Origin of the sequence: Blautia sp. HCP3S3_H10_2, assembly GCF_052122375.1 — a bacterium.
GTDB lineage: Bacteria > Bacillota > Clostridia > Lachnospirales > Lachnospiraceae > Blautia_A.
On the sequence record NZ_JBQKCL010000012.1, the window covers coordinates 70,180 to 85,352 of the forward strand.

The following is a 15,173-nucleotide window of genomic DNA, read 5'->3' on the forward strand; positions in this document are numbered from 1 at the left end:
GATCTTTATAAACGATTTTAGCTCATTTTTTCCCTGTATTCAGACGGTGAAAAACCTGTATACTTCTTAAAACTTTTGCCAAAATAATTACCATCACTGTAGCCAACCCGGGAGGAGATATCCGCGATTTTGTACCGGGGATCGGAAAGCAACTGCTTGGCTTTTTCCATTCTGTATTCGGTAAGATACTGGTTTAATGTCTGCCCGGTTTCATTTTTGAAAAAGGTGCAGACATAAGAGGTGGACAAAAATACATGGTCGCTGATATCTTTTACCGACAAGGTTTCATTCATATATTTCTGGCTGATATAATCTTTGATCAGATAAATTGTGGAATTTTCCTCCTCAGTATTCGTGGCTGTCTGGAAAAAATTCTCTGTTTTTGCAAGCAGCTTCTGGTGTAATTCGTCAAATGAAAATACTTTTTCCAGTGCGTCTATCAGATTCTCCTGCCTATCAGAAAGAGTCAGCTTCAGTTGTCTGGCTGCCTCATCTAAGGTACGGAAAAGCTTATAATACATATCCTTGGCCTGGTTCGGCAGAGTATTCTGGTTCCGGTCATAATAATGAAAAAGGGTTTCCAGAAAAGCCCGGGTTTTTTCCTCGTTCTTAGCAGTAAGAAGGGAAAGAAATTCATTCTCAGGATTGGCAGGAAGCTCTGAAAGCTTTTCCTGTAAAGAAGCTTCTTTATTAGGAGACAGGAACGTGCCGGCCGGGAAAAAGAAGCTGTTCTGCAGCAGAATAACAGCGGAAGTATAGGACTGATAGGCTTTTGAAATCCCAGTAAGGGTATCTCCGGCTGCAATGGAAAATCTGGCAAAGCGGGAATAAAGATTGCAGAAGAAATCCTCGATGCTTTTCCATGCAGAAGCACCAGGAGCAGGCCCGAACAGAAAATAAACCATATACTGTACATGCTTTTCCGCAAAAATACAATCCATATGGAAAGGCTTCAGAAAATCACGGATGGAAAGATACATGGCATTGGCTTCAGATGGTGGAAGCTCCTGGGTATTATCGGTCTTAAGGACAATGGCGGTAAAGGTGGTGGTAGTTCCAAGAGTAAGGGCAAGCTCATCTGTAAGCTGTGAGATACTCTCCTTTACCTGGGCATATGGCTGTGTAAGCAAAAGTGCCAGATGGGAAGCTGTTTCCAGGGAATGCATGGATTCGTTATGTCTGGTACGCTTTTTCTCCAGGCAAAGATCCCGGGCCTCGATAATAGCCTCGCGGATTTCGGAAGGATCCAGAGGCTTCTCAATATAATTTACAGCCTTTAGCTTGATGGCGGCTTTCAGATATTCCTTATCGGAATAGCCGCTCATAAAAACAGGAACGATGTCAGGAAGGATTCCCTCCAGCCGTTCCAGCATGGCAATTCCGTCAAGGCGGGGCATACGCACGTCACACAGGACGATATCCGGCCTATGTGCACGGGCAACTTCGATTCCGTTTACTCCGTCATCGGCCTGCAGCACTTCATCAATCCCGATGGATTGCCAGTCGATAGAAGAAATTACACCGGTGCGGGTAAGTTCCTCGTCGTCTACGATTAATAACTTCATAATTATATATACTCCATGATCAGATGGGGACAATCTACCTTTTGTCCTCATTATTTTGGGTTGCAAAATGCTGCTGTTTACTCCGTTCACAGTAGCTGTAAAATGCACTGTCCCCATCATATCACAAAATTTGCTAAAATACGAGACTAAAAGAAGCTGGCTTTGTGAAAATTTTTCGCTTTTGTGGAAAATTTTACCCATAAAGTGGAAAATATTTTACCCTGTTTCAAAATATTTTCCCATTTCCAAACAAAATGTCCAATGATAGAATAGAACCAGATTAAGAAAGGGAGGAGAAAAAGCCGTGTCTGAATATGTTCTTGAATTAAAAGGCATTACGAAAATTTTCCCCGGCGTGAAAGCACTGAACAATGTACAGTTCCAGTTGAAACCAGGTGAAGTTCATGCACTGATGGGCGAAAACGGTGCAGGTAAATCTACCTTCATTAAAGTAATTACCGGCGTACATAAAGCAGAAGAAGGCGAAATGTACCTGTTTGGCGAAAAAGTGGATTTCAAAGGACCGAAGGATGCACAGGCAGCAGGAATCGCAGCCGTTTACCAGCACCCTACATCCTATCCACATTTAACAGTAGCAGAGAATATTTTCATGGGACATGAGATCAAGAAAAATCGCATGCTCCAGTGGAAAGCCATGAATGAGGAGGCCAACAAGCTTCTGAAGCAGTTAAATGCAGATTTTGATGCAACTGCAGAAATGGGAACCTTAAGTGTTGCCCAGCAGCAGATGGTTGAGATCGCCAAGGCATTATCAACAAATGCCAAAATCGTTATTCTGGATGAGCCGACTGCTTCTCTTACAAAGAGAGAATCCGAGGAGCTTTACAGAATCGTAGACCAGTTAAGGGAAAAAGGAGTTTCCATTATCTTCATTTCCCACCGTTTTGAGGATATGTACCGTCTGGCAAGCAGAGTTACCGTATTCCGTGACTCCCAGTACATCGGTACTTATGATGTAGACGGAATCACAAATGCAGACCTGATCAAAGCCATGGTTGGTCGTGAGATCAAGGATCTGTTCCCGAAACCAGAGGTTAAGATCGGTGATGAGATGCTTCGTATCGAGCATTTGTCCCGTACCGGATATTTCAAGGATGTTTCCTTCAATGTACATGCAGGCGAGATCGTAGGTCTTACAGGTCTGGTTGGTGCAGGACGTACAGAGGTTGTAGAAAGCGTCTGTGGAATCACGAATCCAGATGAAGGAAAGGTTTATCTGGAAGGCAAGGAAGTACATATTAAGAAACCTTCTGATGCAATGGAGAAAGGAATCATCCTTCTTCCTGAGGATCGTCAGAAAGAGGGCCTGATCATGAGCTGGGGACTTGGAAGAAACGTAACTCTTCCGACCATCAGTAAATATGCGAAGAAAGGCTTCAATGACGAGAAGACAGAAAGAGACCTTGCCAAGAGACTTCTGGAAGAGGTTGATACCAAGGCCGTGGATATTTTCCAGCCGGCAAGCTCTCTGTCCGGTGGAAACCAGCAGAAGGTTGTAGTTGCCAAGGCTCTTAGCCAGGAGATGAAGGTCGTTATCATGGACGAGCCGACCAAGGGTGTTGACGTCGGTGCCAAGGCCGAGATTTATGCGATCATGGGTGACCTTGCAAAGAAAGGTTATGCGATCATCCTGATTTCTTCTGAAATGCCTGAGATTCTCGGAATGGCTGACAGAATCGTAGTTATGTGCAACGGACGTAAAACTGGTGAGCTTAGCCGTGGCGAGGCAACTCAGGAAATGATCCTTGAGCTGGCTATGGAGAAAGGTACATCAGGAAAGGGGGCAGCTAAATAATGGAAAAGAAATCTTTCATGAAAAAGCTGACAGGTTCCCGTGAAGCACTGCTTGCAGTGATCCTGATTCTGCTTTTCGTAGTAATCACAATCATCAGCCCGTCATTCCTTACATTTAAGTCCCTGACGGATATGCTGAAAAATAACGCTGTAACAATGGTAATGTCACTTGGTATGCTGTGTGTCATGCTGGTAGGTGGAATTGATATTTCCATTATGTCTACACTGGCACTTACCGGTATGTCAATTGGTATGCTTCTGAAATATGATCACATTTCCAGTACTTTCCTGGCATTTGTGATCGCACTGTTAATCGGAACTGCATGTGGTTTCCTGGTAGGTCTTGTAATCTCCAGAGCGGATGTACCTCCGATCATTGCAACTATGGGCTTCATGTACATTTACCGTGCGATGGGATATCTTGTTTCCAACAATGGTGAGTGGGCAAGTGCAGCAGCTCTTGGTAAATTCAAAGATTTTGCAACAACAAAATTCCTGGGAATGAGCCTTGTAATCTGGGTGATCATCCTTTGCTATGTAATCTTCTTCATCTTCATGAAATGGACAACACTTGGAAGAAGAATCTATGCAGTAGGAAGTAACCCAAGTGCAGCGGAAGTTTCCGGTATCAATGTTAAGAACATCAAGCTTCTTGTTTATACTATCATGGGTCTTCTCGCTGGTCTTGGCGGAGCCCTTCAGGTTTCCATTTATGCATCTGCAATGCCTGATATGCAGCAGGGCGGTGAGATGGATGTTATCGCAGCCTGCGTTATCGGTGGTGTAAGCATGAGTGGTGGACGTGGTACAGTACTTGGTGCATTACTTGGATCCCTGATCCTTGCAACTATCGCAAAAGCACTTCCGCTGATCCCGTTCTTCGATCAGCTGTGGCTGAATACCATCAAGGGTGTTATCATTCTTGTAGTAGTTGTTGTAAACATTGTTTTACAGCGTACAGCTGACAAAAATGCATTAAAGGGAAGGGAGATGTAATCATGGCTGGAAAATCTGGAAGAAGTATTAACAACGTGCCGAAAAGCCCCGTAAAACAGATGATCTTCAGCTGGGAAGGCATTCTGGTACTCCTGTTTATTGCAGCAAATATTTTCTGTGCATGCTTTTCAGAATTCTATAATGTGAAGAGCCTGCTCCGTCAGATGCCTGTTTATCTGGCAGAAATCTTCTTGATGTTGCCGATGGCATACATTCTGGTACTTGGCGAGATCGATATTTCCGTTGGATCTATCGTGTGTCTCTCCGCAACAATGGCTTGTATCGTGGCTAATACAGGAGCACCATTTATCGTGGTAATCCTTGCAGCTCTTCTGGTAGGAACTGCCTGCGGTGCTGTAAATGCCCTTGTTCTTACCAAATTCGAAGAATTACCTCCAATGATCGTAACACTTGCAACACAGATCATCTTCAGAGGTATCGCTGAGATCGTTCTTGGAAGCGGTGGAAGTATTTCCGTAACAAATACAGAAGGCTTCGCTGCACTTGGCGGAAAAGTAGGACGTGTTCCTTACATTCTGTTCCTGGTTCTGATCCTTGGAATCATTGCAGCAGTCATCCTTGGCAAATGTACATTTGGACGCAGAGTATATGCAATCGGTACCAACCGTCTTGCAGCTTACTACTCCGGAATCCATGTACAGAAGATCCGTTTCATCATCTACACTCTGATGGGAACCATCTCCGGTCTGTGTGCCCTGTTCCTGATGTCTTCATCATTCGGTGCAAACACCACAACTGGTAACGGTTTTGAAATGGACGCTATCGCAATGGCAGTATTCGGAGGTATCTCCTCCACAGGTGGTAAAGGAAATATCGCAGGTGGTCTGATCTCCGCATTTATCATCGTCTGCCTTCGTGTTGGTCTTGGACAGAGAAACATCCATCCGCAGGTTATCCTGCTGATCATCGGTGTACTTCTGATCGGTGCAGTTGCACTTCCAAATATCATCAAAGAAGTACAGAAAAAAGCAAAAACAGTAAAATAAAAAATTCCTTAACAACTAACTCATACCTATTTTATAAGCTTGTAAACTGCCCCGTAGAAGGCGGGGCGGTTGCAAATAAAAACTATATTATTCCATGGGAGGAAAAAAACATGAACAAAAAAATCGTAAGCGCAGTTCTTTGTGGAGCAATGATCCTCGGATCCGCAGTTCCGGCTATGGCTGGCTCAGCTGACGGAAAGAAAATCGCACTGGTTGGTAAATCAGCAGGTAACGCATTCTTCGAAATCGCAGCTTCTTCTTTCGTAGAGACAGCTGAGGCAGAGGGTGCTACAGTTGATACTGTATATCCAGAGGCAGCTACAGCAGATGCACAGATCAAGGTTCTTGATAACCTGATTTCCCAGGATTATGATGCAATCTGTATCTCCGCAAACGACGTTAACGCTCTTCAGGCTAAATTACAGGAAGCAATGGACGAAGGAATCAAGATCTCCTGCTTCGACTCTGCTACAAACCCAGACAGCCGTCAGATCTTCATCAACCAGGCTGGTACAGTTGCTGTAGGACAGGCTCTTCTGGACGCTGTTCTTGATATCGCTGGTGGCGAAGGACAGTTCGCAATCCTTTCTGCTACATCCCAGGCTGCAAACCAGAACGCATGGATCGATGCTATGAAGAACATCATGGAAAGTGATGACAAATATTCAAGCCTTGAGCTTGTTGAAGTTGCATATGGCGATGACGAGCCACAGAAATCTACAGATCAGACAGCAGCTCTTCTTGAGAAATATCCAGATCTGAAAGTTATCTGCGCACCTACAACAGTTGGTATCGCTGCAGCTGCTAAATACCTTCAGGACAACGGATCTGCTTGCAAACTGACAGGTCTTGGACTTCCATCTGAGATGCTTGAGTACACAGGTGCTGATGATGAGCATTCCTGCCCATACTTCTATCTGTGGGATATGCAGGGCCTTGGAAAACTTTCCGCTCTGACAACAATCGCTCTGATCAATGGCGACATCACAGGTGCTGTTGACGAAACCTTCACAGCTGGTGACCTTGGTGACTACACAATCACAACAGCTGATGATGGCGGTACAGAAGTTGTTCTTGGTGCTCCACTTGAGTTCAACCCAGACAACATCGAAGAGATGGCTAAACTGTACTAATCAGACAGTCTGAAATAAGATTAAATGGTAAAGAAAAGGCCCTGCCGTGTGCAGGGTCTTTTTTGATGGCTGACTTATTTGGGGATTATTAGTGGGAATGCATTACCGCATGTTCCTTCATAAGCTCTTCGTGCAGCTTCATAGAGTTCCAGTGTATCGTCACTGGTGTAAGCATTGCTTTCAGATTTACAGGAGAAAGATGATTTTCCCTGAAGAACGCCAGAAATTCATCCAGCTGTTCGTTGGTAAAATCCTTTAATACCATCATTTCTTCTTGGAAATTCTGTCCAAGATTAAATACCGGATTTTTGGAAAAGCCAGGAAGCTCAAATAGAAACCCAAGGCTTTCCAGGTATTCAGAGGACTGGACTATGCGGATCTGAATGTGGTGCCTGCTTAAATATCTCCGGATAGGACGAAGACGGTCTTCTTCATTAAAGTTGTATAATAAAATCTGTGTTTTTGACATAAAAAGGATCCTTTCTTACTTTACAGCGTAAATCGCTACTTCCTTATGTTTGGCAGGTTCCAAGGTCAAATGCTTTATCATGCAAGCACGAACAGCTTTTTGATCCTGGCATCATACAATAAAAGAATAACAGAAAAATCAGGTACTTGCAATCATAGAACGAATTTGTTATCCTAATAGAAATAAAGTGGACAAACGGTTGCGTAAATGGGGGATTTTTATGGAAGAGGAAAAGAAAATATATACCATTGACGACATTGCCAGAGAATTAGGAGTCAGTAAAACTACGGTTTCCAGAGCCATTTCCGGGAAGGGAAGGATCGGACAGGCCACCAGGGAGAGGGTTCTTGCTTTTATCCAGGAGCATGATTACCGGCCAAACGTAATGGCCAAGGGGCTTGCTAAGCGGAAAACATATAATCTGGCGCTGCTTTTGCCAAAGGACTATATTGCTACGGAATTTCCGTTTTTTAAGGATTGCATGAATGGAATCTGTGAAGTAGCTTCCAGATGTGATTATGATATCCTTATTTCCATGGTTGATGATCATGATTTGTCACAGGTCAGACGTCTGGAATATAACAAAAAAGTAGACGGTATTATCCTGAGCCGTACCAGGGAAAATTCGAAGGTACAGAAATATCTGAAAAGCTGTAATGTACCATTTGTTGTGATTGGTCCCTGCAAAGATGGGGAAATTCCATCTGTGGATAATCAGAATCAGGAAGCCAGCATAGAGATCACAGGAGTTCTTCTTATGAAGGGAATGAAAAAGCTGGCACTTCTTGGTGGAAATGAGGCTTATAGTGTTACCAAAAGCAGATATCAGGGCTTTATACAGGCCCACAAAAAGTTTGGGGTACCTTTTATGGATGAACTGGTATTTATGAATGCGGATAATCAGCTGAAGGTAACGGAGGCTGTAACGAAAGCATTGTCATATGGAGCAGAGGGTTTTATCTGCATGGATGATGTGATCTGCAATATGTGCCTTGGAAGCCTCCGGGAAAAGAAAATCACCATTCCGACGGAGATTCGTGTTGCCAGTCTTTACGACAGCATTAATCTGGAATTTAATAATCCACCTGTTACCAGCGTGCGGTTTGATACCGTACGGCTTGGAAAAATGGCTTGTGTGAAGCTGTTGAAGCTTCTTGGGGAGAAGCCGGAAGAAGATCTGGTTCCCCTTAATTATCAGGTGATCTTAAGAGAATCCACGCAGTGAGAGGTGTGGATTTTCTTATGCAAAAGGAGATTCTGTTTACAGAAAGCCTTTTGTGGACACACTCTTGACAATAAAGAACAAACGATTGCGCAGAAGCAATATCAACAAAAATACAATTGTGCAATATGCCATAAAAAAAGAACGAAAATTAGACAATATTAGCTAATTGACAATAATGGCACTGTATCTTATACTAAGCATATGAACAAACGGTTGCGCAATGACCAATGAAAGCGCAGTCTCATGTAAAAAAGGATCAGGAGGAAGAGATCATGAAAAAAGTAGTGAAGAAAGTAATCGCACCGGCATTAGCAGTAGCTATGGCAGCATCCTGCACAGTATGCGTAAATGCTGAAGCAGACGAAACAATTAAGTTAACTGTATGGGGTGCAGAAGAGGATCAGAACTTATTAAAAGAGCTGACAGACAAATTCCAGGAAGCTTATCCGGATCAGACATTTGACATCCAGATTGGTGTTGAATCCGAATCCACTGCGAAGGATACCGTTCTTACAGACGTTGAAGCAGCAGCTGATGTATTCTCATTTGCAGATGATCAGCTTGCAGACCTTGTTAAAGCTGGCGCACTTCTGAAGCTTGATGATTATGCAGATGCTCTTCAGCTTGCAGGCAAGACACTGGACGATGTAAAAGCAGCAAATGTGGATGGTTCTGTTGAGGCAGCGTCCTTAGACGGAAGCCTTTATGCATTCCCAAGAGCAGCTGATAACGGATATTTCCTTTACTATGATTCATCCGTACTTACTGAGGAAGACGTAGCAAGCTGGGACAGCCTTCTTGCAGCAGCTGACAAGGCTGGCAAGAAAGTCGGCATGACTCTTGCATCCGGATGGTACAATGCTTCCTTCTTCTACGGGGCAGGATTTACTACAGGACTGAATGATGACGGAACTACTTCCATAGATTGGAATGGAACAAGCGCAGACGGCTATACAGGCGTTGATGTTGTAAAGGGAATGCTTGAGATCACTGGAAATCCGGCATTTATGGCAATCGCAGATGGTGATATTTCCAACCAGCTGGCTTCCGGAAATCTGGTAGCATGCGTATCTGGTACATGGGATGGCGCTACCGCACAGGAAGTTTACGGCGATGGATATGCAGCAACCAAGCTTCCAACCTTTACTGTTGGTGATGCACAGGTTCAGCAGGGCTCTGTAGCTGGTTATAAATTTATCGGTGTAAACGGATATTCTGAGAACTCCGGATGGGCAGTTCTTCTGGCTGAGTATCTTACAAATGAAGAATCCCAGCAGGCATTCTTTGATCAGAGAGAAAGCGGTCCTTCCAATAAGAACGTAGCTGCTTCCGATTCTGTAAAAGAGAATGTAGCTCTTGGAGCACTTGCACAGCAGGCTGAATTTGCACAGGCACAGAAGGTCGGCGGAAAATACTGGGATCCAGCCCAGACATTTGGCGAACTGATCGCACAGGGAACCTTATCTGTTGATGATGATGCAGCTATCCAGGAAGCACTGGACAACCTGGTTGATGGAGTATCTGCACCATTAGAATAAATCAGAATAAAAGCTGATTAAAAGGAAATAAACCGGACGGCTCATATGCATACTGCATGTGAGCCGTTTCAAAACTAAATGGATTTACCACCGTTTGGTGGTATTGCCGTAAATGAGGAGGAGAGATATGGCAGCACAGGAAAAGACGACTGCAGCAGTAATTGGTGGATTTTTTAAAGCAATTGGTGCTTTTTTTGCTGATTTTGGAACTGCTGTGGCAAAGGGCGATGCCTTTGTCAAGCTGTCACTGGTCTGGATGGGTGCAGGCTATGTGAAGCGGAAACAGTATGTGAAAGCAGTTCTCATGACGTTGCTTGAGATTGCAGTTATTCTGTTTACCGTTAAATTTGCCATGCAGTATGTACCAAAATTCGGAAGCCTTGGAACCATAAAAATGGAAAAAGTCTTCAATATGAAGACCATGAAAAGTGAATTTAATGATTATGATAATTCCTTTACCATTCTTTTGTTTTCCCTGTTCAGCTTCGTCGTATGGTTTGCAGCAGTGATAGTATGGATCAAAAATGTGGTAAATGTATATGAGCTTCAGAAATTGGAAGAGGCCGGGAAGCATATCAATACCTTTAAGGAAGATCTGAGATCCCTTACAGAAGAGAAATTTCATATTACATTACTTACACTTCCTGTTCTTGGCGTTGTAGTTTTTACACTGATTCCGATTCTTCTGCTGATCTTTGTAGCATTTACCAATTATGACCAGCAGCATATGCCGCCTACGGAATTATTTTCCTGGGTAGGATTTAATAACTTTGTAAGCCTGTTTGGAGGCGGCGGACTTACGTCTACCTTTGGATATGCGTTTGTAAGAGTTCTTGGCTGGACTCTTGTATGGGCATTTTTTGCAACCTTTACTACATATATTGGCGGTATTCTGCTTTCCCTGCTTTTGAACAATAAGAAAACAAGACTGCCGAAAATGTGGAGAACTTTATTTATTGTAACTATTGCAGTTCCCCAGTTCGTATCCCTTCTGCTGGTAAGAAACTTCTTCTCAAATGGAGGTATCGTAAATACGATCTGCAGCAATATCGGTCTTACAGGATTCTTACGGAGCATCGGCCTTGTATCCACAAGCTACATTCCGTTCCTTTCTGCGCCGGGCTGGGCACATGTGATGATCATTCTTATCAATATCTGGATCGGTGTTCCTTATCAGATGCTGATCGCTACCGGAGTCCTGATGAATCTTCCTTCGGATCAGCTGGAAAGTGCAAGAGTGGATGGAGCTACCAATTTCCAGATCTTCCGTAAGATTACAATGCCTTATCTGCTTTTCGTAACAGGTCCGGCACTTGTAACAGATTTTGTAAAAAATATCAACAACTTTAATGTAATCTATCTTCTGACACAGGATGTATATACCACGACAAATCAGGCAATGGCCAATTCCCAGGCAAAGGAAGTTGACCTTCTTGTAACGTGGCTGTTCCGTCTGACACAGGATTATTACAACTACAAAATGGCATCTGCCATTGGTATCATTGTATTTATTATCTGTGCAGCATTTACCCTGTTTGCATTTAACAGAATGATCAAAGGCGATAAGGAGGGAACATATCAATAATGAAAAAGATGAAAGACAGCAGAACTTCTTCAATCGTACTGCATAATCTTTTGATCGCAGTACTGGCATTTATCTGGCTGATACCGATTATCTGGCTTTTATGTACTTCCTTCAGTTCCTATCCGGGAATGAACACAAGTACGTTCTTTCCAGCGAAATGGAGCCTTACAGCGTACCAGAAGCTGTTCCATCCGGATTCCGTGGCACAGTTCCCACAGTGGTTTCTGAATACCTTTATCATCGCATGCTTTACCTGTGCTATATCTACTATGTTCGTACTTATGGTAGCATATGCCACTTCTGTTATGCGGTTTAAGATGAGAAAACCACTTATGAACATGGCAGTTATCCTGAATCTGTTTCCAGGTATGCTTTCTATGATCGCAGTATATTTCACTTTGAAATCTTTTAACCTGACAAACAGCTATGCTGGTCTTATTATGGTTTATTCTGCTTCATCAGGACTTGGCTATCTGATCGCAAAAGGATTCTTTGATACAGTGCCAAGAGCACTTTGCGAGGCTGCCCGTATTGATGGCTGCAGTGAGGCGAGAATCTTTTTCCAGATGGTACTTCCAATGAGCCGTCCAATCGTTGTATATACGGTAATCAGCAGCTTTCTGGTTCCATGGATGGACTTCGTATATGCGAAGATGATCCTGAATGCAGGTATTTCTTCGAAATACACAGTTGCCATCGGACTTTACAAGATGCTGGATAAGAGTCTGATCAACAATTATTTCACCCAGTTCTGTGCTGGTGGTGTGCTGGTATCTGTTCCGATATCAATTTTGTTTATGATCATGCAGAAATTTTATGTGGAAGGAATTACAGGTGGTGCTGTAAAAGGTTGATGCTTTATGATGGGAAAAAGGGGCGTTGTCTGGAAAACTCCGGACATTACGGCAGATGGCCTGAAAATGTTTGCCTGTGTCTGCATGCTGATCCGGACAATAGGGATTGTTGTAATTGAAAAAGGAATGATTCATCTGGATACCTATACCCAGGAGAGTCTGAACCAGGCAATGGCCCAGGATTCCCGTCTTATGACTCTTGCAGGACTTGGTTCGGTATTCCAGCTGGTGGGTGGAATGGCACTTCCCATATTTGCTTTTCTGCTGGTTGAAGGAATCCGGAATACTTCTGATTACAAAAAATATCTTATCACAATGCTGTTCACTGCTTTTTTTAGTGAGATTCCCTATGATCTGGCCATGAGTGGTAAAGTTTTGGATTTTTCCGCACAAAACGGATTGTTTACCATGAGTATCTGTCTGATATTGCTGAAATGTCTGGAACTGACAGAGAATATAAAGGGTGCCGCTGGAGGGCTTGTGAAGCTTCTGGAAATTCTGGCAGCAGTGTTGTGGACCAATATCTTACGGTCAGAATATGGTTTGTGCATGGTACTTCTGACCGCGATATTTTACCTGCTTTATACCAGAAATGTGATGAAAACGATTCTGGGAGGCCTGGTCAGTCTGATGTATGTGACGGGACCATTGGCTTTTTATGAATTATGGTGTTACAACGGGGAAAGAAAAGACCGTATTAATAAATATGTATATTATGCTGTTTATCCGGTCAGTCTGCTGGTGCTGTTTATCGTGGTGCAGGTACTGAATTTCTAGAGCTGGTTTGAAGAGGAATATGAGGAGAAACAATATGGAATTTAAGACAGATAAGCTGCTTCATGGCGGTGATTATAATCCGGAACAATGGTTGAAAAGACCGGATATTCTGGAGAAAGATGTGGAAATGCTGAAAGAATCTGGCTGTAATGTGGTCAGTCTGGGAATTTTTTCCTGGTCTACGCTGGAACCAGAGGAAGGTGTGTTTCATTTTGAATGGCTTAAGGAGATCATTGACAGGCTGTATAAAAATGGAATTTCTACAATTCTGGCGACTCCGTCGGGAGCCAGACCGATCTGGATGGCACAGAAATATCCGGAAGTTTTGAGGGTGGATGAGACACGGCACAGAAATCTATTTGGATTTCGTCATAACCATTGTTATACATCCCCTGTTTATCGTGAAAAGGTTCATATCATTAACAAAAAGCTGGCACAGGAGGTAGCAGTCCATCCCGGTGTGATCCTGTGGCATATTTCCAATGAATATGGTGGAGAATGTCATTGTCCGCTGTGTCAGGAGGCATTCCGGAAATGGCTGAAGGAAAAGTATGGAACTATTGAAAATCTTAACGATCGCTGGTGCACAACTTTCTGGAGTCACACCTACCAGAGCTTTGAACAGATTGAAAGCCCGTCTACGCGTGGGGAGACACAGCTGCATGCCCTGAACCTGGACTGGAAAAGATTTGTCACACATCAGACTGCAGATTTTCTTCGCCATGAGATTACGGCAGTGAGAGAGGGAGGAAGCCAGCTTCCCACAACTGCCAATCTGATGCACTATTTTGGTGGTCTGGATTACTTTAAGCTTGCAAAAGAAATTGATGTAGTTTCCTGGGATACGTATCCTACCTGGCACAAAGAGGCGTTGATCGATACCGCTTATGACAATGGTATGTGTCATGATCTGACCCGTTCCCTGAAAAGAGGAAAACCATTTTTACAGATGGAGTCCTGTCCGACTTCTACCAACTGGCAGGGGGTAAGCAAACTGAAAAAGCCGGGAATGTTGTTTGCCCAGTCCATGCAGGCAATCGCCCATGGCTGTGACGGGGCACTTTATTTCCAGATCCGCCAGAGCCGTGGCGCTTCAGAGAAATTCCACGGGGCAGTGATCGACCATTATGGTGGTAATAACACCAGAGTATTTAAAGAAGTGTCAGAGGTGGGAAAAAGCCTGAAACAACTGAAAGAGCTTACAGGCACAATCGTAAAAAGCCAGGTGGCAATGATTTATGACTGGGACAGCCAGTGGGCAATGGAAGACAGTCAGGGGCCCAGAAACAAAGGGCTTCATTATCTTGAGACCATGTTAAATTACTACCGAGGCTTCCGCAGACAGGGGCTGAATGTGGATCTGATTGACATGACCTGCAGCCTGGAGGCCTATAAAATCCTGGCACTGCCTATGGTTTATATGTTTAAAGAAGGATTTGCCGAAAAAGTAAGCCAGTTTGTAAAAGAGGGTGGTATTTTGATAACCAGCTGCTGGTCTGGAATCGCAGATGATACGGACCGCTGTTATCTCGGCGGGACACCTCACGGGCTTATGGAGGTTCTGGGAATCAGAAGCACGGAAATTGATGGCCTTTATGACTGGGAGGAGAACCAGATGGTTCCGGTGGAAGGAAACAGACTTGGCCTGGATCAGACATATACCTGCAAATACCTGTGTGAACTGGCCAGGCTTCAGGGAGCAATCCCGGTAATGAGTTATGGAAGTGACTTTTACCAGGGTTATCCATGTGTTACTTACCATGAATATGGAAAAGGAAAGGCATGGTATGTGGCTGCCACCGCTGAGAAAGATTTTTACGCAGATTTCCTTGGAAGAATCGTAAAAGAAAGTGATATCGTTTTTGAAATCACAGAACAGATCCCGGATGATCTGGAAATCACGGTAAGAGAAAGTGAAACTGACAAGTATTATATTTATCAGAACTTTGGAACAGAAGCAGTGAAAATTCCTGCGCCAGAAGGAGATATCACCTGGATCTTTGGTGATCCAAAAGAAACGCTTAAGGTCTACGGACTGGCAGTGATCAAAAAGAAAAAATAAAATTGGAAGGGTGCTGCATGTGATTTTGCAGCATCCTTCTTTTCATATAATTGATATCAGAGGCAAAAGTTCAAAAACATAATACAAAACCAGGAGAAAATGGTGTATGATACATTTTAGATAAGACGAAATTTCAGGAGGTGCTTT

The 15,173-nt window shown here is 43.6% G+C and carries 12 protein-coding genes; 10 read left to right on the forward strand and 2 right to left on the reverse strand.

Going from position 1 to position 15,173, the window contains the following annotated elements:
* Positions 1–17 precede the first annotated feature (17 nt).
* The gene (locus tag ACTQWB_RS13495) at positions 18–1,565 is read right to left on the reverse strand and encodes a response regulator transcription factor (protein ID WP_441502086.1); all 1,548 of its coding nucleotides are present in this window, start codon (positions 1,563–1,565) and stop codon (positions 18–20) included.
* Positions 1,566–1,869: 304 nt separating this feature from the next.
* Here ACTQWB_RS13495 and ACTQWB_RS13500 point away from each other — a divergent pair, with 304 nt between their 5' ends.
* The 4 genes from ACTQWB_RS13500 (at position 1,870) to ACTQWB_RS13515 (ending at position 6,516) form a co-directional block, all read left to right on the forward strand.
* Positions 1,870–3,381, forward strand: coding sequence for a sugar ABC transporter ATP-binding protein (locus ACTQWB_RS13500; protein WP_441502087.1), 1,512 nt, complete (start codon positions 1,870–1,872; stop codon positions 3,379–3,381).
* On the forward strand, positions 3,381–4,376 hold the full coding sequence (locus ACTQWB_RS13505; RefSeq protein ID WP_441502088.1) for an ABC transporter permease: 996 nt from the start codon (positions 3,381–3,383) through the stop codon (positions 4,374–4,376). Before ACTQWB_RS13500 ends, ACTQWB_RS13505 begins: the two co-directional genes overlap by 1 nt.
* Before the next feature lie 2 nt (positions 4,377–4,378).
* Complete coding sequence (locus ACTQWB_RS13510; protein ID WP_441502089.1) at positions 4,379–5,383, forward strand: ABC transporter permease; 1,005 nt, start codon at positions 4,379–4,381, stop codon at positions 5,381–5,383.
* A 110-nt stretch (positions 5,384–5,493) separates the two neighbouring features.
* Positions 5,494–6,516: a substrate-binding domain-containing protein gene (locus ACTQWB_RS13515; RefSeq protein WP_441502090.1), complete on the forward strand. Its 1,023-nt coding sequence runs from the start codon at positions 5,494–5,496 to the stop codon at positions 6,514–6,516.
* Positions 6,517–6,604: 88 nt separating this feature from the next.
* On the opposite strand, the gene ACTQWB_RS13520 is transcribed toward ACTQWB_RS13515, so the two are convergent.
* Positions 6,605–6,985, reverse strand: a complete 381-nt coding sequence (locus ACTQWB_RS13520) for a DUF3783 domain-containing protein (protein ID WP_441502091.1) — start codon at positions 6,983–6,985, stop codon at positions 6,605–6,607.
* A gap of 220 nt (positions 6,986–7,205) precedes the next feature.
* On the opposite strand from ACTQWB_RS13520, the gene ACTQWB_RS13525 reads away from it, so the two are divergent.
* The 6 genes from ACTQWB_RS13525 (at position 7,206) to ACTQWB_RS13550 (ending at position 15,026) form a co-directional block, all read left to right on the forward strand.
* Positions 7,206–8,210 carry a LacI family DNA-binding transcriptional regulator gene (locus ACTQWB_RS13525; RefSeq protein WP_441502092.1) on the forward strand — a complete coding sequence of 335 codons (1,005 nt, stop codon included), beginning with the start codon at positions 7,206–7,208 and terminating at the stop codon, positions 8,208–8,210.
* Between the two features lie 272 nt (positions 8,211–8,482).
* Positions 8,483–9,748, forward strand: a complete 1,266-nt coding sequence (locus ACTQWB_RS13530) for an extracellular solute-binding protein (RefSeq protein ID WP_441502093.1) — start codon at positions 8,483–8,485, stop codon at positions 9,746–9,748.
* A gap of 127 nt (positions 9,749–9,875) precedes the next feature.
* Entirely contained in the window at positions 9,876–11,333 is a 1,458-nt protein-coding gene (locus ACTQWB_RS13535; RefSeq protein ID WP_441502094.1) for a carbohydrate ABC transporter permease, read from the forward strand.
* Positions 11,333–12,187 carry a sugar ABC transporter permease gene (locus ACTQWB_RS13540; RefSeq protein ID WP_294664995.1) on the forward strand — a complete coding sequence of 285 codons (855 nt, stop codon included), beginning with the start codon at positions 11,333–11,335 and terminating at the stop codon, positions 12,185–12,187. The genes ACTQWB_RS13535 and ACTQWB_RS13540 overlap by 1 nt, the downstream gene beginning before the upstream one ends.
* 6 nt (positions 12,188–12,193) lie before the next feature.
* Entirely contained in the window at positions 12,194–12,964 is a 771-nt protein-coding gene (locus ACTQWB_RS13545; protein WP_441502095.1) for a TraX family protein, read from the forward strand.
* 34 nt (positions 12,965–12,998) lie between these two features.
* Positions 12,999–15,026, forward strand: a complete 2,028-nt coding sequence (locus ACTQWB_RS13550) for a beta-galactosidase (RefSeq protein WP_441502096.1) — start codon at positions 12,999–13,001, stop codon at positions 15,024–15,026.
* The last annotated feature ends 147 nt before the right edge of the window (positions 15,027–15,173 follow it).

Bases quoted from the DNA above. Each gene is read 5' to 3' on its own strand.
- ACTQWB_RS13535 (WP_441502094.1), top strand. From the start codon at position 9,876: ATGGCAGCACAGGAAAAGACGACTGCAGCAGTAATTGGTGGATTTTTT.
- ACTQWB_RS13540 (WP_294664995.1), top strand. From the start codon at position 11,333: ATGAAAAAGATGAAAGACAGCAGAACTTCTTCAATCGTACTGCATAAT.
- ACTQWB_RS13505 (WP_441502088.1), top strand. From the start codon at position 3,381: ATGGAAAAGAAATCTTTCATGAAAAAGCTGACAGGTTCCCGTGAAGCA.
- ACTQWB_RS13525 (WP_441502092.1), top strand. From the start codon at position 7,206: ATGGAAGAGGAAAAGAAAATATATACCATTGACGACATTGCCAGAGAA.
- ACTQWB_RS13515 (WP_441502090.1), top strand. From the start codon at position 5,494: ATGAACAAAAAAATCGTAAGCGCAGTTCTTTGTGGAGCAATGATCCTC.
- ACTQWB_RS13510 (WP_441502089.1), top strand. From the start codon at position 4,379: ATGGCTGGAAAATCTGGAAGAAGTATTAACAACGTGCCGAAAAGCCCC.
- ACTQWB_RS13530 (WP_441502093.1), top strand. From the start codon at position 8,483: ATGAAAAAAGTAGTGAAGAAAGTAATCGCACCGGCATTAGCAGTAGCT.
- ACTQWB_RS13520 (WP_441502091.1), bottom strand. From the start codon at position 6,985: ATGTCAAAAACACAGATTTTATTATACAACTTTAATGAAGAAGACCGT.
- ACTQWB_RS13550 (WP_441502096.1), top strand. From the start codon at position 12,999: ATGGAATTTAAGACAGATAAGCTGCTTCATGGCGGTGATTATAATCCG.
- ACTQWB_RS13545 (WP_441502095.1), top strand. From the start codon at position 12,194: ATGATGGGAAAAAGGGGCGTTGTCTGGAAAACTCCGGACATTACGGCA.
- ACTQWB_RS13495 (WP_441502086.1), bottom strand. From the start codon at position 1,565: ATGAAGTTATTAATCGTAGACGACGAGGAACTTACCCGCACCGGTGTA.